At 44.0% G+C, this 26,495-nt stretch carries 27 protein-coding genes and 1 tRNA gene; 8 read left to right on the forward strand and 20 right to left on the reverse strand.

Annotated features, from left to right (window positions below; all coding sequences use genetic code 11):
* Positions 1-114: 114 nt before the first annotated feature.
* From AC3RV5_RS00400 to mutY, 17 genes are all read right to left on the reverse strand, one after another.
* Positions 115-438: an STAS-like domain-containing protein gene (locus tag AC3RV5_RS00400; RefSeq protein WP_489730030.1), complete on the reverse strand. Its 324-nt coding sequence runs from the start codon at positions 436-438 to the stop codon at positions 115-117.
* Positions 419-1,210, reverse strand: a complete 792-nt coding sequence (locus tag AC3RV5_RS00405) for an ATP-binding protein (protein WP_489730031.1) — start codon at positions 1,208-1,210, stop codon at positions 419-421. The genes AC3RV5_RS00400 and AC3RV5_RS00405 overlap by 20 nt, the downstream gene beginning before the upstream one ends.
* Before the next feature lie 706 nt (positions 1,211-1,916).
* Positions 1,917-2,099: a hypothetical protein gene (locus tag AC3RV5_RS00410; RefSeq protein ID WP_489730032.1), complete on the reverse strand. Its 183-nt coding sequence runs from the start codon at positions 2,097-2,099 to the stop codon at positions 1,917-1,919.
* A gap of 356 nt (positions 2,100-2,455) precedes the next feature.
* A complete protein-coding gene (locus tag AC3RV5_RS00415) occupies positions 2,456-2,782 on the reverse strand; it encodes an HGGxSTG domain-containing protein (RefSeq protein WP_489730033.1) in 327 nt (108 codons plus the stop codon).
* 131 nt (positions 2,783-2,913) lie between these two features.
* Complete coding sequence (locus AC3RV5_RS00420) at positions 2,914-4,371, reverse strand: hypothetical protein (protein WP_489730034.1); 1,458 nt, start codon at positions 4,369-4,371, stop codon at positions 2,914-2,916.
* A gap of 87 nt (positions 4,372-4,458) precedes the next feature.
* Positions 4,459-4,710, reverse strand: coding sequence for a hypothetical protein (locus AC3RV5_RS00425; protein WP_489730035.1), 252 nt, complete (start codon positions 4,708-4,710; stop codon positions 4,459-4,461).
* The gene (locus AC3RV5_RS00430; protein WP_489730036.1) at positions 4,707-5,000 is read right to left on the reverse strand and encodes a helix-turn-helix domain-containing protein; all 294 of its coding nucleotides are present in this window, start codon (positions 4,998-5,000) and stop codon (positions 4,707-4,709) included. The genes AC3RV5_RS00425 and AC3RV5_RS00430 overlap by 4 nt, the downstream gene beginning before the upstream one ends.
* Before the next feature lie 11 nt (positions 5,001-5,011).
* Complete coding sequence (locus tag AC3RV5_RS00435; protein WP_489730037.1) at positions 5,012-5,290, reverse strand: helix-turn-helix transcriptional regulator; 279 nt, start codon at positions 5,288-5,290, stop codon at positions 5,012-5,014.
* A gap of 99 nt (positions 5,291-5,389) precedes the next feature.
* Positions 5,390-5,995: a hypothetical protein gene (locus tag AC3RV5_RS00440; protein ID WP_489730038.1), complete on the reverse strand. Its 606-nt coding sequence runs from the start codon at positions 5,993-5,995 to the stop codon at positions 5,390-5,392.
* Between the two features lie 90 nt (positions 5,996-6,085).
* The gene (locus AC3RV5_RS00445) at positions 6,086-6,529 is read right to left on the reverse strand and encodes a hypothetical protein (RefSeq protein ID WP_489730039.1); all 444 of its coding nucleotides are present in this window, start codon (positions 6,527-6,529) and stop codon (positions 6,086-6,088) included.
* 27 nt (positions 6,530-6,556) lie between these two features.
* On the reverse strand, positions 6,557-7,804 hold the full coding sequence (locus AC3RV5_RS00450; protein WP_489730040.1) for an integrase domain-containing protein: 1,248 nt from the start codon (positions 7,802-7,804) through the stop codon (positions 6,557-6,559).
* A 152-nt stretch (positions 7,805-7,956) separates the two neighbouring features.
* A tRNA-Phe gene (locus AC3RV5_RS00455) sits at positions 7,957-8,032 on the reverse strand.
* Between the two features lie 187 nt (positions 8,033-8,219).
* Positions 8,220-8,492: an oxidative damage protection protein gene (locus AC3RV5_RS00460; RefSeq protein WP_489730041.1), complete on the reverse strand. Its 273-nt coding sequence runs from the start codon at positions 8,490-8,492 to the stop codon at positions 8,220-8,222.
* 272 nt (positions 8,493-8,764) lie between these two features.
* A complete protein-coding gene (locus AC3RV5_RS00465; protein WP_489730042.1) occupies positions 8,765-9,382 on the reverse strand; it encodes a TetR/AcrR family transcriptional regulator in 618 nt (205 codons plus the stop codon).
* Complete coding sequence (locus AC3RV5_RS00470) at positions 9,379-12,510, reverse strand: efflux RND transporter permease subunit (protein ID WP_489730043.1); 3,132 nt, start codon at positions 12,508-12,510, stop codon at positions 9,379-9,381. The genes AC3RV5_RS00465 and AC3RV5_RS00470 overlap by 4 nt, the downstream gene beginning before the upstream one ends.
* A 12-nt stretch (positions 12,511-12,522) precedes the next feature.
* Positions 12,523-13,683 (reverse strand): efflux RND transporter periplasmic adaptor subunit, encoded by a 1,161-nt coding sequence (locus AC3RV5_RS00475; RefSeq protein ID WP_489730044.1) that lies wholly within the window; start codon positions 13,681-13,683, stop codon positions 12,523-12,525.
* 389 nt (positions 13,684-14,072) lie between these two features.
* Positions 14,073-15,164 (reverse strand): A/G-specific adenine glycosylase, encoded by a 1,092-nt coding sequence (mutY, locus tag AC3RV5_RS00480; protein ID WP_489730045.1) that lies wholly within the window; start codon positions 15,162-15,164, stop codon positions 14,073-14,075.
* 53 nt (positions 15,165-15,217) lie between these two features.
* Here mutY and AC3RV5_RS00485 point away from each other — a divergent pair, with 53 nt between their 5' ends.
* The 7 genes from AC3RV5_RS00485 to arcA all read left to right on the forward strand — a co-directional run bounded on the left by AC3RV5_RS00485 (position 15,218) and on the right by arcA (position 22,288).
* Entirely contained in the window at positions 15,218-15,949 is a 732-nt protein-coding gene (locus AC3RV5_RS00485; RefSeq protein WP_489730046.1) for an alpha/beta fold hydrolase, read from the forward strand.
* Between the two features lie 82 nt (positions 15,950-16,031).
* Positions 16,032-16,751, forward strand: a complete 720-nt coding sequence (trmB, locus tag AC3RV5_RS00490) for a tRNA (guanosine(46)-N7)-methyltransferase TrmB (protein ID WP_489730047.1) — start codon at positions 16,032-16,034, stop codon at positions 16,749-16,751.
* The gene (locus AC3RV5_RS00495) at positions 16,751-17,782 is read left to right on the forward strand and encodes a methyltransferase (RefSeq protein WP_489730048.1); all 1,032 of its coding nucleotides are present in this window, start codon (positions 16,751-16,753) and stop codon (positions 17,780-17,782) included. The genes trmB and AC3RV5_RS00495 overlap by 1 nt, the downstream gene beginning before the upstream one ends.
* 105 nt (positions 17,783-17,887) lie before the next feature.
* Entirely contained in the window at positions 17,888-19,309 is a 1,422-nt protein-coding gene (gene glgA, locus AC3RV5_RS00500; protein ID WP_489730049.1) for a glycogen synthase GlgA, read from the forward strand.
* Between the two features lie 24 nt (positions 19,310-19,333).
* Positions 19,334-19,648: a hypothetical protein gene (locus tag AC3RV5_RS00505; RefSeq protein ID WP_489730050.1), complete on the forward strand. Its 315-nt coding sequence runs from the start codon at positions 19,334-19,336 to the stop codon at positions 19,646-19,648.
* A 70-nt stretch (positions 19,649-19,718) separates the two neighbouring features.
* Positions 19,719-21,362 carry an ATP-binding protein gene (locus AC3RV5_RS00510; protein ID WP_489730051.1) on the forward strand — a complete coding sequence of 548 codons (1,644 nt, stop codon included), beginning with the start codon at positions 19,719-19,721 and terminating at the stop codon, positions 21,360-21,362.
* 218 nt (positions 21,363-21,580) lie between these two features.
* The gene (gene arcA, locus AC3RV5_RS00515; protein ID WP_489730052.1) at positions 21,581-22,288 is read left to right on the forward strand and encodes a two-component system response regulator ArcA; all 708 of its coding nucleotides are present in this window, start codon (positions 21,581-21,583) and stop codon (positions 22,286-22,288) included.
* 87 nt (positions 22,289-22,375) lie between these two features.
* Here the strand turns inward: arcA and AC3RV5_RS00520 are convergent, their stop codons facing one another.
* Entirely contained in the window at positions 22,376-22,885 is a 510-nt protein-coding gene (locus tag AC3RV5_RS00520) for an FxsA family protein (RefSeq protein WP_489730053.1), read from the reverse strand.
* A gap of 303 nt (positions 22,886-23,188) precedes the next feature.
* On the opposite strand from AC3RV5_RS00520, the gene AC3RV5_RS00525 reads away from it, so the two are divergent.
* Complete coding sequence (locus AC3RV5_RS00525; RefSeq protein WP_489730054.1) at positions 23,189-24,970, forward strand: protein-disulfide reductase DsbD; 1,782 nt, start codon at positions 23,189-23,191, stop codon at positions 24,968-24,970.
* Between the two features lie 65 nt (positions 24,971-25,035).
* Here the strand turns inward: AC3RV5_RS00525 and upp are convergent, their stop codons facing one another.
* Both upp and AC3RV5_RS00535 read right to left on the reverse strand, forming a co-directional pair.
* Positions 25,036-25,665, reverse strand: a complete 630-nt coding sequence (upp, locus tag AC3RV5_RS00530; protein WP_489730055.1) for a uracil phosphoribosyltransferase — start codon at positions 25,663-25,665, stop codon at positions 25,036-25,038.
* Between the two features lie 31 nt (positions 25,666-25,696).
* Positions 25,697-26,284 carry an acyl carrier protein phosphodiesterase gene (locus AC3RV5_RS00535; RefSeq protein ID WP_489730056.1) on the reverse strand — a complete coding sequence of 196 codons (588 nt, stop codon included), beginning with the start codon at positions 26,282-26,284 and terminating at the stop codon, positions 25,697-25,699.
* Positions 26,285-26,495: the final 211 nt, after the last annotated feature.

Genomic DNA, 26,495 nt, shown 5'->3' on the forward strand with positions numbered 1-26,495 from the left:
ATATGGCTTGGTCAGTGTTACCTGCGGTGTGACTAAAATCCCAAGCGTGGCTCTAAGACCACTGAACTGTTACGACCAAAAAAACTTTTCAAGTTGCGGCTAGTTACAGTGGGGTTAGGCTAACGCACATTGCCCTTTATCAGTTGTAAACTCGTTAGCTCTTTTATGCACAACATGTTTAATTATCGACTTCGCCGATTCATTGACATTAATAAACGAAATTCTTTTGGTAAATAAAGTTATACCAATTTTTTTGACGACAATGCCAAAGCACTCGTCAGCAAATGATGGGCTCAATGCTTTCCAAGAAAGGTCAAAGATTATTTTTTCAGAACTTGAGTTTAGCAGCCCAACTAGGCGAGCACGGGCCATTTCACCCCCTTTTCTTGACGAAAGCGTTTCGAAATCATTATCTAGTTTAAATAAACAATTCATCATATTCTCCGTCAGTCATACTGTCAGGGGTTGGCCAAGCATCATACACTGCTTTACTATCTAAAGGCGAACCAAGATTCCACTCAAAGATAATTATAGTGCCATCCCAAGATTCTTTCATCGTTTTAGAAAGAACTCTTCCACTCTGATTAAAGTATAGCTCATTACCTGAGACAACAACCAGAGTGCCATTATTGTGCTTTATTAACCCATCAGCTAATGCTAACCCATATCCTGAATGATTTCCTTTTGGTTTGCCTGTTACTCCATACTCGGCTGCTAAGGCGCACGCATTCTCATTATTAAGTCTATCAATTAATTTTTCATTTTGTGTTAAAGAATCTCTTATTCCGATCCCTGTATCTGATATGCAAAGCTGAGCGATTCCACCATTTACCCATGATTGACCACAAACTAGTCCAAAAGGTTCCCGCTCATCAATAGTGGAGTGAGCACAACAATTCCCTAATAATTCAGCCAAAAGAGCATGGAGGCTATCTTTAGTTTCTGCATTCGCACAACTTCCGAACATCTCTGATATTTCAATAGACAATTTTGGAACATCTTTATCGTTAGTAACAGCGCGGGCTTCTACAAACCTTCCATTTGCTTTGTTTTTGTTTACCCCGTTTGGCGGTTCTTGGCCAATAGCCTCAAACAGCCCCATGCGAATGGCATAATCTAATTGTTTATGCACTATTTGTAGAGTCTTATCTCTATGCTTAACATTCGCCGCTAGTGTTGAAAAGTGGAAAGGCTTTATAAAAGATGGCATTCGCGTTTCGCCTTCCCTCTCAAGAGTTCTGATGTTTACTAGCCACGATTCTACATCCCTAACTGATATTTTTTGCATCATATTCCCTATACTTTATATGCACCTAAGTAAGGTAACTTGATTAGGCTGAAAATGAAATAACCAGACATGATAGTTATGTCGATCCCTCAGGAGCCTAACAAGGAATGACCAGAATAATTTCTGAAGTTGCGGGTGTACAAAAAAAGCTTAAACGGCGGTACTGCATAAATTAGCTTTAGGGATCTAGAGTGCCCCTGCCCATCGGTGCGTTACCTCAACTCATGCCCCTACTTTTTAGACTACAAGGTTGCTTTAGTTGCTGTATCTAAATCAGTTAATTGCCTTTGCGTTACATACGTTGTAAGCCACTAGCGATATTTGAAGGAAAACAAAAAGTCGTCCCATGGGCCGCTCGCACAAGTATCATTTCGCGCAGCCGCGCACCCGTATAAGTATCGAGTAAAGGGACCCGCTTATTTTAAGGGAGTTGTGGCATAGATAACCAAACAACAACCTGATGGCAATATAGTTTGTAAATAATCACCCTGCGCGCTGCGACGTACCCTCCAGATTAAAGGAGCTTGGAAGTACCTTTTAACTGACGGTGATACTAATGTAGTTTTTAAAAACTTCCTGGTAAAACGGTTTCTAGCTTACGTGTGTTGGTCGCAAAACTAGATGCTGTTCAACGTAAGCCCAAGGTAATGATTGATACTAAACGTTCTTTGAAAGTTGGCTTGTACGGCTTATACCCATAGTTGATATGCAGACCGCTCCAATCAGTTCTAGTTGCATTCTCAGCTTTGATTTTCTCAAAAATAAGATTATCCCGTTTTACCTTGTCTTCTTCGTCTTGTTTGATAGTCATAGCATTGCTTTAAAGGCGTTAGTGTTAGTGCAAGGTTAGTGCTTTATTGTCATTGGTTCAATGTCCTGACCTGGGGGAAATTATGTTGGCCTAACCTTGCCCGTTCCACGGGGTTTGTTTAAGAAGCTGACCTAACCCTAATGTTATCGTCCACATGGGCTTTGTTTTGATGTTTAACCTTACTGTGATCGGAGCGCTCACTTGGGGTTTGTTAAATACGCAGTTTTGATACTCGATTCTAAGTTAACTATTGTCAGCCGCACATGGGGTTTGTTCTGTTGTTTAACCTTGGCGTGTTCGTAGTGTTCACATATGATTAATTATATAGTCAATTTTGACTGGGTTATTAGTCGTTATTAACTATTGCCTATGCTGGCTTTGTTTCTTTTACTGTTCATCGATACCCGTTTCTTACCCTCTAACGTCACTGGGCCTGTACTAGCGCCACCGTGATACTTACAGCGTCCATTTGTATAACTTGTGCCGTCATTCTTGCAGGGGTGGCCTGAGCGCGTCTTAGCTTCGCATTTCATATCACGACAAATTTCAGGAAAGGGCAAACTTGTTGGGGCAGGGTATTTATAGCCACCACCAGCCCAAGCTGCGAACGAATCTGTACCGCTTTTGTAATAAGCCTTTAGTGCTTTGACTTTTTCAACTCTCATTGTTGGGTCTGTTTTCATTAGGTTTCTGGTCCTTTTTTGTTTGAGCGTCGATTCTGTACAAGTATTTAAATAGGGATATTAAACAGGACAGACACACGCAATCACTACTATTAGTCTGCAAATGCATTCAAAAAACATGGTCTTAGCCTTTATGCTGCAAGGGCTTCATCGTTTTGGTTTGAATGCATTCGTGTCATTTTTAACATATCTTTAGAAATGGTCATGTGTAAGCCTGTTTGTTTGAATATTTCGGTCTCTAATGCCAGTAAATCAATATTTAAGTTTGTGCTAGTAAAACCGTCATGTTGCAGCAATGAGATTGAATCGCCGTGCATGTGCATGGCAATGTTTAACATCTTGGCCTCGTACCCTTGAAGTATGTGGCATAGGCTATTCGCCTTTTCGTCAGTCAGTTTTTTATTCATGGCGTTTACTAATTCACACCTCTGCGTTCGAGTGCGTAGAACGGCTTTACCCGCACTTTTGATATCGGTGTGTAAGCCAACGAATATGCTATGCCTAAGTAGCTTGTTTAGTCCTTGAGTGCCTAATATGTCACTTAATGCGTGGCGCGGCTTATCTTGGATGCTTGCGCCATAAATTAATGCAATCAAACATTCTTTGATCACACTAACTCTCACACCAACTGAATTAGCTAACCTTTTTCTTATCACGTGTTTATTTGCCAGGTAATCGGCCATGAAAGGCGTTGTTATGCCTTGCTGTGCGGCTAACTGGTGAAGTATGGCGTAATGGCAGTTATCAAAGTCATAATCGCATTGCCCACACAGCGCCGCTTTCCTGACTTCTCTTGGTACCGTTTGCAAATGAATGTCTTGCCCGTATAGACGACCTGAACCACTTTCAACGTAGTATTGGATTAACTGCCTAGAGGGTAATTTAACGTTAAGTGTTGCCATGTGAATTAGTTGCATCGTGGCTATTAATCGCCTGTTGATCCAACTCTCTAACTCATAACCTTGTTGAATGTCGACGATTGATTGAATGTCGATAAATTCATCACTTGCGGCGGGTGGTCTTACTGAATGGAATGCGTTGTCTCTGTACTGGATTAAAGCTGTTTTTAGTGCTTCGAGTGCATCGAGATCAACTTTTACTACCGGGTTAATATATGCCTTAGACTTTTTGTTATTGTTGTTTTTATCCCGGCTTTTGATCGCATTAGCAAGACCGTTTAGGTTATTTGTTTTCAGCGCAAAGGGCTTTTTGCCAATGCCTAAAATGTCGGTTTGAAGATTGTCGTTTGTCATGTATTGCATAACTAATTCTCTTGCTTTTGCTGTTAAACCATAGGCATTGGTTTCGCCTTTAATAACATCATAGTTGCCATCAATTTGGATAAGACCTATTGCCTTAAATATAGTCTGGTAATCTTTGCCTAAGCGTTCTGTTAACAACTTTGCAGGTATGGCGAAATGTTCGCTTTTAGATGCATGTTTGAATCGCTTATTACTACCTGCATTCCCCCAAATCAATGATGAATATACAAAGCATATATCCCAGCTGATTTTATTTGATTCGGCATGGTTCTCTCTCACGAAGTCGATAAACGAACTTGGTGTAAAACAAAATGGATTTGTTTTCATGTGCGCCCCAGAAGTAGGGCAACATTCTTGTAAATCAGATATAATCTGAATTGTCAGATACAAGAGTGAAGCCCGTATGTAATGTTATTACTGCGGGTTTTTTTTGCCGTTAACACAATCATTGACGATGGTAAGCTCTATAACTCTGTCAGAGATCGTTTGCTGATTGCTTAGCGTATCGCTGGCTAAGTCACTAACTATGCTCAGGCAAGTGCACAGGTCGTTATTTGGATGGTCAGATAGGCCACCAGCACTGACAATTAAGTTCGATAGCCCTACGAGCTGTTTAAGCTGCTTTGATTGGTTATCTAATACGGGGAACAAGTCACACTTTTTCATGCTGCGACCCTCGCTGCTGGTGGCTCAGCCAAAAAGAAATATCTTGCTACCCGTTTATGAATTTTGTTGTTTGCGTCTAATACATCTTCAAGGCGGGTTATTATTACAAAGCCTTTAGCTCTTAACTCGAGCACACGTGGTGCGGGTGCCATATAGCCCAGCTCGCGTAGCTCAAGAGTGTTTAATGGCTTTGTTCTAAGGTGTGCTAATATCTGCAAGCGTTGCGTGTGTGCGCTCGTGTCATTGCTATTCAGAATGCTTTTGGTTTGGTCACTGGGAGCATTTTTCATTTCTACTACTCCTATGCCGCTAGATGTTTAAGTAAAGCGTTAGCCGAAGTCTCGCGCTGTCTGATCAATGCTTGAACTATTAGCCGAATATCATCTTCTGATTTTCCTATAGATCTGGCAGCTAAAACAGTCTGAATTTCGTGTAGGAAAAAACCTACGGCTCTTGCGCCTAGTGGAATGGGTGGTGGGAATATTCCGGCTCGTGTTTGTTCAAATAATGAAGTGTTAGATAAGCCTGCAAGGTTACAAGCTTCTGGTTTACGGATTACTTTTAGATTGGTGGTGTGCATATCAGTCTCATTTAGGTTGTTGATGACTGATACAGAATTATAAGCATATTTTTCACGTTGTAACGGACAGCTAAATTGAATATATGTCCGGCTTATTATTTATTGTTGCTCATTCTTCCATCTACGATAACTTCTTAGAACAGATTCAGGATCCTTTTCGATATTTTCAATCATCATTGCAATTTCAGCGATTTCTGTTCTCGTCATCATTTTAATTTGCTCATTACGATTATTATCATCATTGAATGAGCGATCCAAAAGTGACATGAGTCTATAAATTTCTATTTTTTTAGCCCTTGCAGAATGATTACCTACACCTATTTTCTTCCTGCCGAAAAAAATATCCTCAAGCTCAACTTCACCGCCTGATTCGAAATACTTTCTAAAACAAAGAGCAACCGTTTTTAAAATTTCTGGTTTTGGTAGTCGATCATTAAACACATCGTCGACAAACTCATCTACCGGACTTGTGTGACGCGTTTTCCTGAATGCTCTATCACTTGTAAAATCAGGATGGAGACTCCGCTCTAACAACCTCCAAGCTTTTTCGAGTCTATTGCGTTCGCTATTAATGATAACTAGGCATTTATTATCGTCTCTTGAAATCTCCTCATCATTTTCCAATCTTATTGAATAACTGATTTGAACTTTTCGATAGTCTTCCTCTACATCCCAAGTGTTAAAGACAGTTGTATCTTTTTCCATATCATCCCTTCCGAACCCTAATAAATCACCAAGTCAAGCCAGTAGGGTTCTGGCCGTTCGGGAGCTACCCTAGACTTGGTAAACCGTTAACTAAGCTGCTTTCTTAGCGGGATTGTTTATTTGGTCGTTCAACTCGTCTAATGCGCGACCAATCAACGAACGGACACCATATACACCGTCTAAAGCCGCTTTCTCCACTCTGCTTGATGATTTATACCTGGATGAATGAGGGATTTCTTCGCAGATTTCAAACATGGCATTATTAAACTGCTCAACCTGCCATTTAGACAGCAATACATTCTGTTTATCTACCGATGCTGAATGTGGAAACTGCTCAGCTTGGTATAGTGCTTCGAACTTGATCAGGCTTTCACCAATGGCTAAGCCAAGAGTTATCAGCCTATCGGCAACAGGTGCCAATTGTTGATCGGTGTTGTTTTTCATCGCCTCATTCAAACAAATTAAAATTGCGTGGGCGCTTTGCATATCGAAATAAAAACTTTCTATGCGGTTGTCTAATGTAATAGTAGTCATTGGTTCTTCCTCTTTGCTGGTGGTTGGTTACTGGTTTACTAATCTCAAGGTTTGCCTGGCGTTCGCTAAGCTCATATTACCCATGGCGGCTTGTTCGATGTGGGTCGACCACCAATGCATCATTACTTTGCGTTGTTCAAGGTAGGTTGCTCGGTTATATGCTGCGCGTATCTGATCTTTATCGCTGTGCGCCAATGCGGCCTCAATCACATCACGTTCAAAACCTTGTTCGTTTAGTGTGGTACTGGCTAAAGCTCTTAGGCCATGTGCCACCAGCCGACCAGCAAAGCCCATACGCTTTAACGCCATGTTTGCGGTTTCTTTATTGGCTGATTGTTGTGGGTGTTTGTATGATGGGAATATATGCGTTCTGTGGGCACTAAATGGCCGTATAAGCTCAAGAATAGCTAAGGCTTGCTCAGTTAGTGGTATGTGGTGTTCTTTGCTCATTTTCATGCGCTCAGCGGGTATAATCCAAAGCTTGCGTTCGTAATCAATATCTGACCATTGCGCTTGTGCCGCTTCCCCGGGTCTAACCATAGTGTGTAGCTGCCATTCGATTAAACAGCGGGTCGAAAATTTGATACTGGCAAAGTTTATGGCTTTCATCAATTCCGGTAATTCATCCGGTTTTAGGGTGGGGTAGTTAACGACTTTGCTTGTGGGTATGGTTTCTTTTATACCGGCTAAGGGGTTGTGGTGTACTAACCCGGTGTTCACGGCAAAGGTCATGACATTGTTCATACGCCTTGCGACTTTTCGCGCGATCTCGTAACTGTCACGCCCGACAATGTCAGCTAACACTTGAATGGCTTTAGGGGCGTTTATTTGGTCAACGGGTAGCTTACCAATACGGGGAAATACATCGTTCTCTAAAGAGCGCCATATTTTGTCTGCTGAGTTGGCTTTTACCTTGGTGCGCTTTATATCCATCCACTGGCTAGCGACCGCTAAGAAAGTATTGTTTTGTGCGTCTTGTTTCGCTTGCTCTAGTTCTTCTCGATGGGCTTTTGGATCAATACCCTGAGCAAGTAAGGCTAAATAAATTTTTCTGATTTCTCTAGCCTGAGCCAGCGATTTATTAGGGTAGGTGCCAATACCTATATTACTGCGTTTTTTGGTAATGGGGTGTGAGTAGTTGAACAGCCAAGATTTAAAACCAGTGGGCTTTACCCTCAGCATCAATCCTCCTCCGTCAGCGAGATTAAATTCTTTGTCCCTGGGCTTAACGTTAGCGAGCTGTGTCGGGTTGATTTGTAGTGTTTGGCGAGCCATTCGTAACATCCAAATTGTAACAGCAGTGGTGGTGTTACCAAGAGTGTTACTAAAAAGACGAAAATAAGCAAACGTAGCTGAACGCTACAGAACGTGAAAGCCAGATAAAACAAAGGCCAACGTATGAGGTTGGCCTTTATCGAACTGAATAATGGTGCCCGGAGGCGGAATCGAACCACCGACACGAGGATTTTCAATCCTCTGCTCTACCGACTGAGCTATCCGGGCAAATCTTACTAGACGTTACTGGCTATGCCTGCTTCGCCGTGGGTGCGTATTAAACGGATTCTGGACATTTATGTCAACCACTTTATCGGTTTTTTTTATGCTTTAAAGCTTGTTCGCATAAAAAGTGCGCAAAAGTCACTGAAAGCGTTGTTTATATACGCAGTCGGCCAGTGTGTGGCTAACTGATTCAGCTTTTCGGTGGTACATAGCCTTGTATATCCGGCTCCTTGCCTTCAAACAGGTAGGCCTGCATCTGGGTTTCCAAAAACTGCCTGGCTGTGGGTTCCATCATATTGAGTTTGTTTTCGTTAATTAGCATGGTTTGTTTTTTCTGCCAGTCGGCCCAAGCTTCTTTACATATATTGTCGAAGATTTTTTTGCCCAGTTCTCCTGGATAAAGTTGAAAGTCCAAACCGTCAGCTTCTTTATTCAAACGTTGGCAATATACTGTTCTGCTCATAAAATTCCTGATGGGTAAGTTTAGGCCGGCGCCAAGCTGGCCTGTAGTGATTTTATAAGTCTATCAAATTAGCCAGCTTGTGGGAGTAATAGTGTGCACGACTGACTAATTTCATTAGCTTTGTGAGTCACCACAGCGACTACACTTGTTATGCAGGTGACTGACCACCAATGCACTAATCAAGTAAAACAGCACGGGGGCGAGTAATAATCCTAATAAAGGCAGTTCAAATAAAAAAATCATCGGTTACCTTTTGGGTTTTATATTCCCCTTTAAAAGGGCGATAAAAGTGTTTTTAACGCTGGCTTTAACGCTAACAATATAGTGTCTTTTTGGAGTTCGGGATACAAAGTCCGACGCAGTAATAAACCGCTAAACATCGCAAAAATAACATTAATACGGCCATCCAGTTCCTTATCCGTTACATCTTTGACCAAGCTGCGCTCTCCGGTCAGTAAACGGCGCATCTTAGCTCTGGCTTGGGTATCTGATTCCTGCAGCAAAAAGGCAACTTTTTGGTTGCGCGCCGCTTCTGCTAACATTTCGAGCTCCAATGCGCCTTGTTGCCCGTCCATTTTTCGGTCAACGCCATTCTCGGAACCTTCGATCATAACGCGCAACAAATCACCGGGATGATCTTCAAATTGTTGAAATATTGAAAACATTTCTTGCATATCGCGCTGAATAATAGCTTCGATAATGGCTTCTTTACTGGCGAAATAGTTGTAGATATGGCCTGCGCTCATTTCAGCAGTTTTTGAGATCTCGGCCATGCCGGCACCATGGTAACCTTTGCGACGAAAGCAATCTGCAGCGGCGGTCAGAACTTGTTCTCGTCGCACTTCTGCCAAGGCGGGGTCAGTATGTCGTTTAGTATTTTTTTCTGTCATTGGGTGTTCTCCTTTGTGACGTTTTGCTTGTTAGGAAAGACCCGGCGCACTAACACAAAAAACAGCGGCACAAATAATACCGCCAGAATAGACGATGCCAGGGTTCCACCAATGACCGCAATACCCAAAGCATTTTGTGCACCTGAGCCTGCGCTAGAGGCAAGCGCTAGCGGTAATACTCCACAGATAAAGGCCAGGGATGTCATTAATATAGGACGCAATCGTAGTCGCACGGATTCAATAGCGGCTTCCACCAAACCCGCTCCTTGTTCTATTCTGTTATTGGCAAATTCTACCAGCAAGATGGCATTTTTTGACGCCAAGCCTATGGTGGTGAGCAAAGCAACTTGCAGGTAAATATCGTTGGATAAGTTAGCAAGCCATGCCGCTATTGCAGCACCAAATATACCTAATGGCACAATCAACATAACGGCTGCAGGTACTGACCAGCTTTCGTACAAGGCAGCCAGACATAGGAAAACCACTAATAAAGATAAGGCATATAATAGAGGCGCCTGCCCGCCACTTAAGCGTTCCTCGTAGGATATACCTGTCCATTCGAAGCCAATACCAGGAGGGAGTTGCTTGATTAAACTCTCCATTTCGTCCATGGCTTGGCCAGTACTGTAACCCGTTGCTGCTGTACCCTGAATTTCCATGGATGAGAAGCCGTTATAACGTTCCAGGCGCGGAGAGCCATAAGTCCAATGTGAGCCTGCAAAAGCGGAAAAAGGCACCATCTCGTCATTGGCATTGCGCACATACCATTTGTTTAAGTCTTCTGGCACCATACGGCTGGTGGCTGCGCCTTGCAGATAGACTTTTTTCACTCGGCCACGGTCAATAAAATCGTTGACGTAACTGCTGCCCCAAGCAGTAGATAACGTACTGTTAATATCCGCTTGGCTGACACCAAATGCAGCCGCTTTGGCCAGGTCAATATCCAGTGATAATTCAGGCATGTCTTCCTGGCCATTGGGCCGTACACCTGCCAATACCGCGCTTTGCCCTGCCAGACCTAACAACATATTTCGCGCTTGCAGTAACTGATCATGACCCACTCCCGCTTTATCTTGTAAAAACATGTTAAAACCGTTAGCCGTGCCCAGTTCCATTACTGCTGGAGGGGCAAAGGCAAATACTAAAGCTTCTTTGATGGTTGAGAAAAACCCCATGGCTTTACCCGCCACGGCGCCCACAGCTAAATCTGCGTCTTGCCGTTGATCCCAGTGTTTTAAGCTTACAAAACCGATAGCTGCATTCTGGCCGGAACCGGCAAAGCTAAAGCCCGTAACAGTAAAAATCGATTTCACTGCAACAGCTTGATCGTGCAGAAAATGGTTTTCCATCTTTTGCACCACTTTGAGCGTTTGCTCGGTGGTAGAGCCTGCAGGCAAAATGACTTGGTTAAATAGAATCCCTTGGTCTTCGTCCGGTAAAAAGCCAGACGGCAGTTGGATGAAAATATACACCATGGCACCAAACACTAAGCCATAACAAAATAAGTAGCGTTTGCTTTGTTTGATCATTCGACCGGCAAAGCTTTGTGTGCCTTTATTGGTGCGGTTGAATCCGCGGTTAAAACCAGAGAAGAATTTGCCCATTAAGGAGGTGTTACTGTGTACGTGACTGGGTTTTAATAAGGTGGCACATAGTGCTGGCGTCAATATCAAGGCTACCAGCACAGATAACCCCATCGCAGACACTAAGGTAACAGAGAACTGGCGATATATAACCCCTGTAGAGCCGCCAAAAAATGCCATGGGCACAAACACGGCCGATAACACCATGGCAATACCGACCAGAGCACCTTTGATTTGATCCATTGATTTACGGGTGGCTTCAAGAGGCGATAACTTTTCTTCTGTCATCACCCGTTCTACGTTTTCAACCACCACAATAGCGTCATCTACCAACAGGCCGATGGCTAATACCATGGCAAACATAGTTAAGGTGTTAATGGAATAACCAAAGGCCGATAAAATAGCAAAGGTTCCCAACAGCACTACAGGAACAGCAATGGTGGGAATTAAAGTCGCGCGTAAGTTCTGTAAGAATAAATACATCACCACAAACACTAATGCCACAGCTTCAATTAAAGTACTAACGACTTTTTCAATCGACAAACTCACAAAAGGGGTAGTGTCATAAGGTACGACTGCTTTTAAACCAGCGGGGAAAAAAGGCTGCAAATCCGCCAAGGCCTTTTTTACCCCCGCGGCGGTGTCCAGTGCATTGGCGCCGCTGGCCAGTTTTACCGCAAGACCAGATGCGGGTTTACCGTTATATCGAGCGATTACGCCATAGTTTTCACCAGCCAATTCAACTTTAGCCACGTCCCCTAAAAGCACGACTGAACCGTTACTATTGGTTTTAACTAAAATGGCACGAAATTGCTCTGGCGTTTGTAAACGACTTTGGGCGGTAACGGTCGCATTTAATTGCTGACCTGCAATGGCCGGCATACCCCCTAATTGACCGGCCGAAACCTGGGCATTTTGTGCACTAATGGCAGCACTGATATCCTCAGGCATCAATTTATAGTTCTGTAACTTGGCTGGATCAAGCCAGATACGCATGGCATATTGTGAACCGAATAACTGCACTTCACCTACACCGTCAACGCGGGAGACTATGTCTAACACGCTAGAGGCAACATAGTCACCGATATCAATGTTATTCATACTGCCATCTTCAGAAACAAAGCCGGCAACTAATAAAAAATTACGCGCAGATTTAGCCACTGAGACCCCCAGACGTTGCACTTGCTGGGGTAATAACGGTGTGGCAGAAGCCAGTTTGTTTTGTACCTGTACCTGAGCAATATCAGGATCGGTGTCGGCACTGAAGCTCAGGGTTAATGTCATCGAACCATTAGATTGGGAAGTGGATGACATATACATCAGGCCATCCAAACCTTTCATTTTTTGTTCAATAACTTGAGTAACAGTATCTTCTAAGGTGCGCGCAGACGCCCCAGGATAATTAGCGCTGACACTGATGGCCGGGGGGGCAATAGCTGGGTATTGTGCTATAGGCAAATTATTGATTGCCAGCACACCAGCCAGCATGACCACTATGGCCAATACCCAGGCAAAAATGGGACGATCGATAAAAAATCGTGACATCGAATTCTCCGTTTAGTGACTGTTAGCTGCAGCTGATTCAGCAGGAACAGCCCGAACTGGAGCGCCAGGACGGATTTTTTGCAAGCCTTCTACAATCACTTGATCACCAGCGGACAAACCTTTTTCAATTAGCCAGTTAGCGCCTATGGTGCGCTGGGCTTGTATAACTCGCGCTTCGACCTTGCCCTCTTTATTGACCACCATGGCGGTCGCTTCCCCTTTGATATTGCGGCTGATACCCCGTTGTGGGGCCAAAATAGCATTGCTTTTTACCCCTTCTACAATGACGGCCCTTACATACATGCCAGGTAATAATAATTTTTCAGGGTTAGCAAATTGCGCTCTTAACGTCACCGAGCCCGTACTAGGATCGACGGTAACTTCAGAAAATTGTAGAGTGCCTTTATGCGCATAAACAGAACCGTCTTCTAATTTCAGTTCAACCTCTGTTTGAGCTGCCGCATCGGCAGCAAGGGCGCCTGATGCCAGCGCCTGTTTTAACTGCATTAATTGGGCACTGGACTGAACCAAATCAACATAGATAGGATCCAGCTGGGTTACTGTGGCAAGAGCGGTATTTTGATTGGCACTGACTAATGCTCCCACGGTAACGGCAGACTTGCTTATCTGACCATTTATAGGCGCGGAAACTTTGCTGTAATTAAGATTAATCTGCTCTGTATTTAGTTGAGCTTGAGCAGTCAACAAGTCGGCTTGAGCTTCTTTGTAAGCCGCGTCGGCCTCATCAAAATCTTGCTGGCTGACCGCTTTAATTTTTAATAACTCAGTATAACGTGAGGTTTTAGCTTTATGGCTGGCAATACTGGCTTGAGCCTTGGCAACGGCTGCTTTTCCGCTGGCGAGATTAGCTTCAAACGAAGCGGGATCAATTTGATACAAAATTTGGCCAGCTTTGACTTCTCCACCTTCGGTAAATAGACGTGATTGCACAATACCGCTCACCTGAGGTCGGATTTCGGCAATTTTAGATGCGGCAATACGGCCAGGTAATTCTTTTGTCAGGGTCACCGTTTGACTTTTTAATGTGACAACCCCTACGGGCGTGGTTTGCACAGCGGGAGCTGCACTTACTTGATCCTGTCCACAGCCGGTCAAAGCAACAGAGCCCGCCAGGGCTGAAAGGGCAAAAAATACGATGCGAGAGCGCTGCATTTAAATATTCTCCAACTAGAGTGAACGATCATTCTATATTTTTGGGGTGTGTTTTACCAATTATATTTATTTTGATTTAATGCTATTGCCACAACCTATGGGATTTTCGTTAATACGGGGTATTTTAACAGCTCATCGATAACCACAGTTGAGTAACCAGGATCCGTTGCTGATGTCATTTGTTGGCACTTTGAAGATTAGATTGAATGTTTAGTCGTGTTGTTCGAACGGGGGTATTTGCATATCAAAGACGTGGCTTAGTGGCACAGGCCTGCTTTAGCGACATTAATACTTTATATCCTGACCGCGTAAATTTTGTCGAACAGGTCGAGTCACAGGTGAACTACTACCTAAATAGTTCTATTTGCTTAACAAGCAATTTTAAGGACCTATAACTCACCTTTGCAAATTGCTAATAACTTTTTGGTGGGGGCCGCTAAACCGACGTTTTGCGGCGCGTGAAGGTCGTACCACAGCTGTTTGCTGTCTTGCACGCCTGCACAGGGGATATCTGTTAATTGCAGGATCAGCGGCTGAATATCTAAATGAAAATGGCTGAAGGTATGACGAAAAGCAGCTAAAGATATGGACCGGCAAGCCGCTATTCCCAATGCTGATTTTTGACGAGGTACATCCTCTAGGTCACTGGCTTCATAAAAGCCCCACAATCCGCCCCATAAACCAGAAGGTGGCCGCTGATAAATCAGTACCTGGCCTTGCCATATAGGTATCAACATAACAGTGGTTTTAACCGCAATGACGGTTTTCGGCTTTTTACCCGGTAGCTCACTTTGTCTGCCCTGGGCAAAAGCCAGGCAATTTTTTTGCAAAGGACAGCTGTCACATTTGGGTTTGCTGCGGCTGCATAATGTCGCACCCAAGTCCATCATCGCCTGGGTGTAATCAGCGGTATGTTTGGCAGGAGTGAGCTGTTCAGCGTAATGCCATAGCTGCTGTTCAACACGTTTATTGCCGGGCCAACCATCAATGGCAAAATAACGCGCCAAAACGCGTTTAACGTTACCGTCCAGTATGCTGTGGTGTTGGCCACAAGCTAGGGCCAACACTGCACCTGCGGTAGAACGCCCTATACCGGGTAAACTAATGACTTCATCAAGGCTTTGGGGAAATTGAGCGCCAAACTCATCTCTTATGCGCTGGGCTGCTTTTTGCAGGTTGCGTGCCCGGGCGTAGTAACCCAGGCCAGTCCAATGATGCAATACTTCATCTGGTTCGGCGTTGGCTAAACTCAAAATATCGGGAAACCGAGCCATAAATTTTTGGTAGTAAGGAATAACGGTTTTTACCTGGGTTTGTTGCAACATGATTTCAGATACCCACACTGAGTAGGGCGTCTTATTGAGTTGCCAGGGCAAATCTTTGCGCCCATGGTCGGCAAACCAAGCGAGAATTCGCTGAGAAAAAGTTAATGCTGGATCATTGAAGACTGGCTGCACGGTTATTTGGACTACTCTTTGCACTTATCGTTAATAGCCGGATAATACCTGAATTGATATTAAATGGTTTACTTGAAATGAAAACAGCCGAGCAAAGCTCGATATTGGCCCCCCCCATCTGCGCACCTATGGTATTTTTCCCTGGTACCCTTTGCGATGAACGGGTATTTATGCCGTGCTGGCGTGCTTTAAATTTAACGGAACGAGCCTATGTGCCACTGCAATGGGCTGAAAATCTTGAGCAAATGCTTGCGTTGAGTGAAGATCGTCTCGGGTATTTCGAACAACCTATGCATCTGGTGGGATTTTCCATGGGCGGTTACGTTGCAGCCCTTGTGGCCTTAAAACATGCGCACAGGATCGCTTCTTTGACCTTGATCGGCAGTTATCCAGGGCCCTTTACTGAACAAGAATGTACTGCGCGCAAGCAAATTTTAACTACTATCAGCAAAGGCCAATACAGCGCAATGAGCCCTAGTAGGTTAAAGCAGTTTGTGCACACTAACTGTGATCCTGATGTATTGGAGACCATCAAGCAAATGGAGGCTGACTTGGGGGCAAGTGTATTAGCCCATCAAATTAGTGGCTTAACCGACCGCCAAGACTTGAGCAAAAAACTGGCTGAGGTTAATTTTCCCTTACATATTCTGGTGGGCGAGCAAGACCAAATTGCCTCGCCAGATAAATTGTGTCAGATGTGTCAAACATCACCCAATAGTCATTTTGAGCAAATTGCTGGGGCCGGGCATATGCTGCCGCTGGAGCAGCCAGCAGCACTGGCGGAGTATTTTGCACACCATTTTGCTTAAATTTGGCCCGGGTTCTTGCAATACACTTAGCGGGCGGCATAATGCGCCCCATGCTACGCATAGCAATGAAATGAGATGAAAAATGAGTCAGTTTAAAACAGAACAAGAAGCCGCTGCGTCAGGCGTGTATGTGCGCAAGATACAAAGCTTTGTCAAACGCGAAGGGCGTTTAACTAAAGGCCAAGAAAAAGCCATTGAAAAAAATTGGCCGACTATGGGTTTAACCCATCAAGCTGGCAGGCTGGATGTTAATCAGGTCTTCGGTCGAGAGGCTCCCCTGGTACTGGAAATCGGTTTTGGTATGGGTAAATCCTTGGTTGAAATGGCCAGCAATGAACCTGATAAAGACTTTATCGGTATAGAAGTCCACCGCCCAGGTGTGGGTGCCTGTTTAGCTGACGCAGAAGAGCAGGGCGTCACCAATCTTAGGGTATATGAACATGATGCGGTTGAAATTTTAGCCAATTGTATTCCGGATAATGGCTTAAGTCGGCTGCAACTATTCTTTCCAGATCCCTGGCACAAAAAACGTCATCACAAACGACGTATTGTGCAGCCTGAATTTGTTGAAAAGTTGCGTAGCAAACTAGCCATAGGCGGTGTTTTTCATATGGCCACAGACTGGGAAAACTACGCCGAATATATGCTTGAGGTCATGTCCGTTGCTCCTGGTTATAAAAATTTATCCAACACCAGTGATTATGTGCCGCGCCCTGAGCAGCGCCCGTTAACTAAATTCGAGCAAAGAGGCCAGCGTTTAGGCCACGGCGTGTGGGATCTGATGTTTGAGCGAGTCGTCTAATGTTATCACCAGCAAGTAAAATTTTATTACGTAGCGAAGAGACCTTTGCAACTGGCAAGTGGTTAATTGCTAATCCTACGGATGGTCAAGTTTTTGCTCATCTAGATAACCCGCAAATCTTTGGTTTTCATCAATATTTTGATGTTTATCAGCAAAGTGTCTCCATCACAACTCCTAAGGCCCAGGATGGACAGCACAGTTTCTGTGCCGCTTATTCGAGTCAAGGAGATTTTGATGGAGCCGTGCTCTATATGCCAAAATCCAAGGCTCAGGCACAAATGTTGCTGGCTAATATCGCCAGTTGCCTCAAACCCGGTGCCACCTTGATGTTAGTAGGTGAGAATAAAGGCGGGATTAATAGCGCCCCTAAGTTGTTGAGCGCATATTCGTCCCAAGTCAATAAAATTGACTCGGCACGGCATTGCTCAATGTTTGCTACACAACTTGATAAACCGGTAAACGCTTTTGCATTATCCAAGTGGCAAACCATTTCAGATTTACAGGTAGCCGGTATTGACTTTAAGGTGTGTTCTTTACCAGGAGTTTTCAGTCATGGTGAATTGGATACGGGCACTCGATTGTTGCTGGAAAGCATAGATAAAGTGGCAGCTGGTCGGGTGCTGGATTTTGCCTGTGGTGCCGGTATTATTGGTTGTTTTCTGGGCTTAAAGAACCCTCAAAGCCAGATTGTGATGAGTGATGTCAGTGCTTTGGCCATTTATTGTTCAGAGCAAAGTGCCAAACTTAATCAGTTGCAAACCCAGGTTGTACCGTCAAATGGCTTGAGTGCAGTGAGTGGGCGATTTATCCAAGTATTTACCAACCCACCTTTTCACACCGGTATCAAAACCGATTACTCGGTGACCGAAGGGTTTATCGGGCAGCTTAAAAATCATCTGCAGGACAAAGGCAGTCTGACCTTGGTAGCCAACAAGTTTTTGCGATACGGCGACGATCTACAAAAACAATTTAGTTCGGTGCATTGCCTGGCCCAAACCACTAAATTTAGTGTGTATTGTTGTCGTCGCTGAATGACGTTATATTGTTAGCCAAACCTGTTGTGCAATCATCCTGCTCAATATTAGTGGTTCTTCCCTCAGGGCCAGTATAGGCAGAATTAATAGGATGTAGAGTAAATGAAAATACTATTTGTAGTATCCGAGGTCGAAGATCTGGTAAAAACCGGGGGCTTGGCCGACGTCGCCAAATCTCTGCCAATAGCTTTGACTGAAATGGGTCACGAAGTCAGTATTGTCATGCCTTACTACAAAATCCTGGCGGATAAGTATCCGGTACCCGATCATTGCCCCAAACAGACACTCTTTGCCAGTCGCAAGCCCTATGAGTTTGGCATAAAGCGCCTTAGTGTTGGCAATGTGCCTGTTTATTGTGTGGATTATCCAGAGTATTTTGCCCGGGATGGCTTATATTCCGATGATTATCATGCCTATAGTGACAACGCAGAACGTTTTGCTTTTTTTGCTCAGGCCGCTTTGCAAACCAGCAAGGCACTGTCATTTCAGCCTGATATTGTGCACTGTAACGATTGGCACACCGCCCTGACGCCTTATTTTATCAGCATAGATGACAGCGGCTTTTTCGCTGCAAGTCGCAGCATCTTCACCATCCATAACGGCGCCTATCAAGGGACCCACAAATTCCTGGATATACCTTTTTTACAACCCCATTATTTGCTGCATTCTCAATTGGACGGAGACGCCCTAAACTTTGTGCGCATGGGGATCCGTTATGCGGATAAAATTAATGCTGTGAGCCCTAACTATGCTCAGGAATTACTGTCTCCTCTGGGCTCTCACCATCTGTATCATGAATTTCAACAACGGCGTTCGGATCTTAATGGCATCCTCAACGGCTGTGACTACAGCCAATGGGATCCGGTTAATGATAAATTTATCAGCCAAACCTATGACGCCCATGATATGTCAGGTAAACAGGTGTGTAAGGCCGATCTGCAGCGTGAAGCTAAGTTGCCCGTAGAACAAAGAATACCGCTTATCGGTATGGTTTGTCGGCTTACGGAACAAAAAGGTTTCGGTTATATTTTACCGATGCTGGATGGATTGATGCTGCACAATGTGCAATTGGTAATTATCGGCACCGGCGATCCGCAAATCAGCTTGACCTTGCGCAGTGTAGCGAGCCGATATCCGCAAAAATTCGCTTTCATAGAAGATTTTAGTGTACGTAAAGCACATATGCTCGAAGCGGGTAGCGACTTCTTTTTAATGCCATCACTATTCGAACCCTGTGGACTAAATCAAATGTATAGTCTGGCATTTGGTACCCTGCCCATAGTGCGGGGGGTCGGTGGTTTGAAAGATACGGTGGTCGATCTGGTCGACTCAATGGAAACGGCAACTGGCTTTATATTTGAAAAACCTGACAGTGATACATTGCTGGGCTGTATTGAACGAGCATTGCTGTTTTATCATGAATATCCTGCTCAATTTCAGGCCATGCAAGTCCGGGCCATGGGCACGCGATTTACTTGGCGCGCAGCGGCTGAGCAATATTTGGCACTTTATCAAGGTGCCTAAGCGGTTCGGCGTTGCGTCCAAGGTATGAATAACAGCTATTGGATCTGGTGCTTCGTCTTATATGTGCCAGCCGTATTAGCTGTGCCTCAACGTTGCATACAGTTGCCGTCACGTACTCAAGCCTGCCCCCACGTGATATACAAAAAAGCCGGTGTTGATGTACCCCTGGTGGCGGCGCGCGCGACAGATATGATTTGCTTATGTCTAACCGATATCGAGGATCTGCGCGGCGTATCAAGGGACAGTTTGCGTCAAAATAAAGAACAAGTGTTGCTTGCTCGCCTAGCGCAGCAACTGCAACTATCTGAGCAGGATCTGATACTCCTTATACGTAATTAGAGGTTTCAATTGTCTAAGCTTTAGCCCAATATTAACTCCCAAAATCACCGTGGTAGCCATACGTTTCAATATGCAAGCTAAGAGTAATTTTTTGTCGATTAAAAGCCTTATTATCTGGGTCGTCATGACGATCACAGCATTGGCACTTATCTTGGCGACCAGCATCACCTTATTTAGCCAAATTAGCAGTTACCGACAGCAACTGACCAATGATGTTGAAATATTCTCTGAACTGATTAGCCGCAGCGCGGTCAGCACAATTGACCGAGACACCAATTACTTGGAAGAGCTCAGTCTGAAAACTCTAGCAGCGTCACAAATAATTGAAAATGTGCATATTTATCGTTTTATCGACAACGATGAGCTGGAATTTTTTGCCAGCTATAACAAAACTGGTATTGCGCCCGTTAATGCCAAGTTTGATAAAACGCTTGAGCTGGCAAAACCAACGGTTGATGGCAGCAGCATAGAAATAATGCGCCCAATAAAACTCGAAGGTAAAATTTTAGGATATTCTTACTTGCGGGTTTCCGCTGATGTATTGGAAAAGCTCATAACTCGCACAGTAGGTATTGCTATTGGGGTATTATTACTCTCCTTGTTATTGTGTTTTTTACTCACGCTTAAATTGCAAAGTACCATTACCTTGCCGATTAAAAATTTGGTGACCCTGGTGCAGCGCATATCCAGAAAAAAAGACTATTCTGGCCGAGCGCAAGAGTATGGTATCAAGGAGTTGGATATTCTCGGTGAAGCGTTTAATACCATGATGCAGCGTACTCAGGAACATATTCAGCGCCAAACGCAAGCCGAGGAAGAGCACCGAAAGCTCAATACCAATCTGGAAGAAAAGGTGACCCAGCGTACCCTGGCATTGAAAGAGGCCAACAGTGAATTAATTAAAACCCTTGAGAAGTTACATCAATTTCAACGACAAATGGTCCAAAACGAAAAAATGGCCTCACTCGGTGATATGGTAGCTGGCGTGGCCCACGAGGTTAATACACCTATTGGCCTAGGTGTAACCGCGTCAACTATGATGCTCGACCGGTTAGCACAAATGGAAATGGATTTCGAAAACAAAACATTAAAAGCGAGTTCCTTATCCAAGTTCATTGTGGAGGGGCAAGAGAATCTGAATATTATCTACCGCAATTTAAACCGGGCGGCTGAATTGATATCCAGCTTTAAACAAGTGGCAGTGGATCAGTCTTCTGAGGTTGACCGGGTCTTCTCGTTTGCCAGATTGATGGATGAAATATTATTGTCCTTGCGCCCAAAACTGAAGACGCTGAACCACATAATAAATATTCATTGCCCACAAGATTTGTATATAGAATCAAAAGCTGGCCCGCTCAATCAGATCATGCTCAATATGATCATGAATTCAATTATTCACGGTTTTGAAAAGATGGACCAGGGCACGATCGACATTTATGTGGAAATGCTGGAAGATAAAAAAATATGTATAATATTTAAAGATAATGGCTCAGGTATACCCGGTTATTTACGGAAACGAATTTTTGATCCCTTTGTGACTACCAAGCGTGGTCAGGGAGGAAGTGGCTTGGGCCTGCATCTGGTGTATAATTTGGTGACGCAAGCCCTGAACGGCTCTATTGCCCTAACTAGCGAAGAGGGTATGGGAGTGGAGTTTAAAATTTTTTTCCCGGTTAAAAAAGCCAGTGATCAAAGTTTGCATGCTGTATTCTAATTTGTGTATCGGGTTTGTTTTTTGTCAGAAAGCCCCAATCTAATAACTCGAGCCAGAAAATACTAAAATTGGGTAGGTTCAAGTCCAGATTTGTTGAACTAATTTTGTTATTCATATCAGATTATGAGAGTTAATTTAATTTAACCTAGATAAAATCCAGATTTTCAGATATTTTCTGATAAACTTTTATGCATATTTCTTAACACGGTGTGAAAAAGATGCTAACGCCTAACATTTTGATTGTAGAAGATGAAGTCGTAACAAGAACGACTCTGAAGAGTTTGTTTGAAGCTGAAGGTTACAATGTATTTGAAGCTGAAAACGGTAGCCAAATGCACGAGTTTTTTGAAAACCATACGATAAACTTGGTGATCATGGACATTAACCTACCGGGTAAAAATGGTTTGATCCTGGCCAGAGAAGTTCGTGATCGTAAAAATATCGGCTTGATATTTTTGACAGGCAGAGACAATGATGTCGATCGTATCCTGGGCTTGGAGATAGGTGCGGATGATTACCTCACCAAACCTTTTAATCCTCGTGAGTTAACGATCAGAGCAAGAAATTTGTTGACCAGAACGTTAAACAGCAATGAGGATGATGATTTACCCAGTCGTGTCAGCTTTAATGGTTGGATACTTGATAGCGACAGCCGTAGTTTAATTTCACCTAGCAGCAAAGAGTTTAGGCTACCGCGCAGTGAATTTAGAGCCTTACATTTGTTTTTGAGTAATCCGGGTAAAATATTAACCCGCGAACAATTGATTATGGAAATGACTGGTCGTGAATTACGGCCCAATGACCGTACCGTCGATGTGACTATTAGACGCATTCGTAAACATTTTGAGTCCGAAGTCAATGCAGATGAGCTGATTGTCACGATCCACGGTGAAGGTTACCGTTTCTGTGGTTCGGTAGACGTTTAATCTTTATCTGAATTTAAAAAAAGCGGCAATTGCCGCTTTTTTTATAACTTTTGTTCCACTCCAGTGGGTCAGGCATTACAGCGCTTTTTAATCGGGTTTGTCTAACCGATCGTTATTGCGTTTAGCATCATCTTTACGTTCGAACTCGCCTTCAATAATGTCATCGTTACTGGCGTGAGATTGGTGCCGAAAGTCAGGCGGTTGTCCCTGATGAAAGGCTCCATTTTGAGCCTGGCTAACTACTTTGACCGATAATTTGGTCAACAGGGCTTTGGCGATAACTGGCCGAGTCATGGGCAGACAGAATAGAAACCCCAGAAAATCTGTAATAAATCCAGGTGTCACCAACATCACGCCCGCAATGACTAATAGTAGACCTTCGGCCATTTCTTGCCCCGGCATGGACCCTTGTTGCATCTTTCGCTGCGCTTGCAGTAGGGTACTTAACCCTTGCTGGCGCACCAAGTATGAACCCAAAAGTGCGGTAGCTATCACTATCGCCACTGTGTTCCACCCGCCTATTTGTTCCCCTACGCTAATTAGCAGGGATATCTCAATAATAGGTAGTAAGGCGAATAATAAAAATAGTTTACCCAAAATAGTCTCTCTGTATGTAAGGGGGATTATATATAATGGCCTCAAAAGGCAGATTACCAAGGGTAACAGTGTTACAAAGTATGGCAAGCTGCTAATGATTGAGGTTAAATACCATGACGAGCTGGGAAACATGCTTTTTGAAAGACAACGTCTGTTGACTTGGTCTAGTGACTAGCTTCGTCAAAACACCCTATCCGGTTTCTTAATTTATAGTTAATATCAGGCCGTTATAGTGAAACAATGATGGCGTTTGACGTAAACCCATAAAATCTAAATTCACCTGTTTAATAGAAGTAGTGGTAAATGAACTTTATTCGAGCTGTGCTGTTGTTACTCGCCATTAGCCTGATCAATGCTGTGCCAAGTGTGGCGCAAACCTCTGAGCCTTTAGGTGATTTTTTTGCCAATGAACCTGAGTTTTTGCAGGTCAATGAAGCGTTTCAATTCGATTTCTCTCAGCAGGGAGACAAGTTAATTTTAAGTTGGCAAATTGCTGAGGGTTATTACCTGTACAAACAACAATTTAAAACTGTAGTGAAGGATGCCCAGTTAGGAGAGCCAGTATTGCCTGCGGGGGAAATGAAAGTAGATGAATTTTTTGAACAACCCCAGGAAGTTTTCCATAACCAGGTGTCAATCACTTACCCTATCATGCTTGCCCAAAAAGATGGTGTGGTGAAGGTACGCTATCAGGGGTGTGCCGAAGCCGGTCTTTGTTATCCGCCCACCACACAGGTGGTTTATCTGAATGAAGTGGTTGCTCAGGGCACCCAGCCTGAGACATTGCCAGGCAAGGCCCCCAGCGCAATTTCCGAGCAGTTTGCCTTGGTAGACTTTTTAACAGGGGAGCAGAGTCTGATTTGGATCCTGCTGATGTTCTTAGCCCTGGGTATTGGTTTGGCCTTTACCCCGTGTGTTTTCCCCATGTACCCCATTTTGTCCGGCATAGTGATTGGTCAGGGTAAAACCATCAGTACTTCTCGTGCCTTTATCCTGTCATTTGTATATGTACAAGGTATGGCCTTGACCTATTCTTTGTTAGGTTTGGCGGTAGCCTCTGCCGGCGTACAATTCCAGGCAGCGTTGCAACATCCGGCCATATTATTAACATTAATTGTTGTTTTCGTATTGTTAGCCCTGGTGATGTTTGGTGCCTACGAGCTGCAATTACCCTCGGCCTGGCAGGAGAAGCTAAATAGCCTGAGCAACAAACAAACCAGCGGCACTTACCTTGGGGTGTTGCTGATGGGGGCAATTTCAGGCCTGGTGGCATCACCATGCACCACGGCCCCCTTAACCGGTATATTGTTGTATATTGCCCACAGTGGTGATCTGTTACTTGGCTTTAGTGCCCTGTACGCCCTCAGTTTGGGCATGGGCATCCCCTTGATATTATTTGCTATCACCGGCGGAAAATTACTGCCCAAAGCGGGGGCGTGGATGAATATTATCAAGATCACCTTTGGTTTTATGATGCTCGCCGTGGCTCTGATGTTTGTGGAGCGAATTGTGAATCATATTGCCACCGATATCGCCTGGTCTCTTTTAGGTTTGGCGACCTTTAGTTACTTTTATGTCATGAATCAAAATAGTCCCCTGACGTTCTTCAAAGGATTGAGGGCCCTTGGTATTTTCTGTGGGCTGTTTGTGTCAGCTATGTATGGCTATCAAACGCTGCAACCTACTGCGGCTACAAGCGGTTACACCAACACAGTGGCGCACCCAAAATTTGTGCTTGTTAAAGATATAACCGATTTTAACGCTAAGTTAGCCCAGGCCAACGCCGCTGGTAAAAGCGTTATGGTCGATCTCTATGCTGATTGGTGTGTGGCCTGTAAGGAATTCGAAAAGTACACCTTTACCGATCCCCAAGTCATAGCTGCTTTGGACAATACAGTGTGGATGCAAATTGATTTGACCGATAACACCCCGACGAATCTGCAGTTTCAACAGCACTTTGGGATCTTAGGTTTGCCGACCATTTTGTTTTTTGACACTCAAGGCCAAGAAGTGTCGTCGGCCCGTATAACTGGTTTTATGTCTGCAGAGCCTTTTGTGCAACATTTGGCCGCTACTTTTGAATAAATAAGAATACTAAGTTTTTAACCCTTGGGGCTGCTGCACAGCCCTTGATTTAAACCACATTCGGATTAGCGTGTGCCAAATATTTTATCTCCCGCATCTCCTAAACCGGGAAGAATATAGCCTTTCTCGTTAAGTTGTTCGTCGATAGCAGCAGTGTAGATATCCACGTCCGGATGTTTTTTTACTACCGCTGCAATCCCCTCTGGTGCCGCCACCAGAAACAACCCCATAATATGCTGACAGCCCTTGGCTTTTAACAAATCAATAGTGGCGATCAGGGTTCCACCCGTAGCCAACATAGGGTCGACAATTAGCGCAGTGCGAGCATTGACATCTTTAACTACCTTGTCAAAATAAGCCACCGGCTGTAGGGTTTCTTCGTCACGATACAAACCCACCACACTGACTTTGGCGTTAGGTATCAGGCGCATCACTCCGTCTAACATACCTAACCCAGCCCTCAAAATAGGCACTATAGTGATTTTCTTGCCTTTGATTTTGTTGACCGCGATTGGCTGATTATTCCAGCCCTGAATGTGTACTGTTTCGGTTTCTAATTCCCGGGTGGCCTCGTAGGTCAACAAATTACCCACTTCATTTGCCAGCTCACGAAAATCTTTACTACTGACGCCAAATTGGCGCATCAGGCCTAATTTGTGTTGGATCAAAGGATGTTTGATTTCTTTCACTGCCATGGGAAGCTCCTAACTGTTAAATATTTTATGTTTAAAGTTTACTGGCAAAGTCTTGGGTTTGTTTGAGTAAATCGGGATAAAAATCTAAAAACGCTTGTTGTATTTGCTCTTGTTGGTTTCGCAGATGTACCATAGCCGCATCGGCAAAGATGATCTTGTAATTTAATCTGTGTTCTATGTTTTTAAGCGCTCTTAGACAAGCGCTTTGGTCCTGATAATCGGCCAGCCATTTGTGCCTTAACAAACCTTGACGCACTTGTTTAAAATGCCCGTTTTCCGATGGTTTGCAGGAACTAAGCTCCACGTAAAACTGGTTAAATAATAAGCCGTGGTGCTCCTCTGAAAATAGCGCCCAGTGGCGCATCAATAAATGATCGAAGTATACGTCCAGCACTATACCTGCAACGCGGCGAATTTTTGTGGGAAATAGCTTCCTGAGCTTAACTACCTGTGCATGATTATCCGTCAGTATATCTATCTTACGGTGCAGTCTTATCCCTAGCTGGATGTCAGTTGGCCAGTGATCTAGTTGACTGCCTTTCACAAAATCCCCCAAAAAATTACCCACTAAGCTGGTTTGAGTGATGCGGGCCAAGTGGAGGTGGGCAATGTAATTCATAGCAAATCCTCTTCGCTTTAAGGATTGACAGCTTGATGTGCATGCACAAATATACTATCGAGTTAGATTAAATACGCAAACTTTGGGGCAAACTTCGCTGATAAGACCAGTATTTTGCTGCTAATTTGTAAGTTAGCTCTATAATGGGCTCATCGATAGCAAATGAGACAGTAAATTGCGTCTTTTTAGTCGCTAAAAGCATACTTATTTG

The sequence above is a fragment of the Paraglaciecola sp. IT1134 genome (genome assembly GCF_058068185.1).

Coding starts and splice junctions, on each gene's coding strand:
- AC3RV5_RS00400 (WP_489730030.1), bottom strand. CDS start 438: ATGATGAATTGTTTATTTAAACTAGATAATGATTTCGAAACGCTTTCG.
- AC3RV5_RS00405 (WP_489730031.1), bottom strand. CDS start 1,210: ATGCCATCTTTTATAAAGCCTTTCCACTTTTCAACACTAGCGGCGAAT.
- AC3RV5_RS00410 (WP_489730032.1), bottom strand. CDS start 2,099: ATGACTATCAAACAAGACGAAGAAGACAAGGTAAAACGGGATAATCTT.
- AC3RV5_RS00415 (WP_489730033.1), bottom strand. CDS start 2,782: ATGAAAACAGACCCAACAATGAGAGTTGAAAAAGTCAAAGCACTAAAG.
- AC3RV5_RS00420 (WP_489730034.1), bottom strand. CDS start 4,371: ATGAAAACAAATCCATTTTGTTTTACACCAAGTTCGTTTATCGACTTC.
- AC3RV5_RS00425 (WP_489730035.1), bottom strand. CDS start 4,710: ATGAAAAAGTGTGACTTGTTCCCCGTATTAGATAACCAATCAAAGCAG.
- AC3RV5_RS00430 (WP_489730036.1), bottom strand. CDS start 5,000: ATGAAAAATGCTCCCAGTGACCAAACCAAAAGCATTCTGAATAGCAAT.
- AC3RV5_RS00435 (WP_489730037.1), bottom strand. CDS start 5,290: ATGCACACCACCAATCTAAAAGTAATCCGTAAACCAGAAGCTTGTAAC.
- AC3RV5_RS00440 (WP_489730038.1), bottom strand. CDS start 5,995: ATGGAAAAAGATACAACTGTCTTTAACACTTGGGATGTAGAGGAAGAC.
- AC3RV5_RS00445 (WP_489730039.1), bottom strand. CDS start 6,529: ATGACTACTATTACATTAGACAACCGCATAGAAAGTTTTTATTTCGAT.
- AC3RV5_RS00450 (WP_489730040.1), bottom strand. CDS start 7,804: ATGGCTCGCCAAACACTACAAATCAACCCGACACAGCTCGCTAACGTT.
- AC3RV5_RS00460 (WP_489730041.1), bottom strand. CDS start 8,492: ATGAGCAGAACAGTATATTGCCAACGTTTGAATAAAGAAGCTGACGGT.
- AC3RV5_RS00465 (WP_489730042.1), bottom strand. CDS start 9,382: ATGACAGAAAAAAATACTAAACGACATACTGACCCCGCCTTGGCAGAA.
- AC3RV5_RS00470 (WP_489730043.1), bottom strand. CDS start 12,510: ATGTCACGATTTTTTATCGATCGTCCCATTTTTGCCTGGGTATTGGCC.
- AC3RV5_RS00475 (WP_489730044.1), bottom strand. CDS start 13,683: ATGCAGCGCTCTCGCATCGTATTTTTTGCCCTTTCAGCCCTGGCGGGC.
- AC3RV5_RS00485 (WP_489730046.1), top strand. CDS start 15,218: ATGAAAACAGCCGAGCAAAGCTCGATATTGGCCCCCCCCATCTGCGCA.
- trmB (WP_489730047.1), top strand. CDS start 16,032: ATGAGTCAGTTTAAAACAGAACAAGAAGCCGCTGCGTCAGGCGTGTAT.
- AC3RV5_RS00495 (WP_489730048.1), top strand. CDS start 16,751: ATGTTATCACCAGCAAGTAAAATTTTATTACGTAGCGAAGAGACCTTT.
- glgA (WP_489730049.1), top strand. CDS start 17,888: ATGAAAATACTATTTGTAGTATCCGAGGTCGAAGATCTGGTAAAAACC.
- AC3RV5_RS00505 (WP_489730050.1), top strand. CDS start 19,334: ATGAATAACAGCTATTGGATCTGGTGCTTCGTCTTATATGTGCCAGCC.
- AC3RV5_RS00510 (WP_489730051.1), top strand. CDS start 19,719: ATGCAAGCTAAGAGTAATTTTTTGTCGATTAAAAGCCTTATTATCTGG.
- arcA (WP_489730052.1), top strand. CDS start 21,581: ATGCTAACGCCTAACATTTTGATTGTAGAAGATGAAGTCGTAACAAGA.
- AC3RV5_RS00525 (WP_489730054.1), top strand. CDS start 23,189: ATGAACTTTATTCGAGCTGTGCTGTTGTTACTCGCCATTAGCCTGATC.
- upp (WP_489730055.1), bottom strand. CDS start 25,665: ATGGCAGTGAAAGAAATCAAACATCCTTTGATCCAACACAAATTAGGC.
- AC3RV5_RS00535 (WP_489730056.1), bottom strand. CDS start 26,284: ATGAATTACATTGCCCACCTCCACTTGGCCCGCATCACTCAAACCAGC.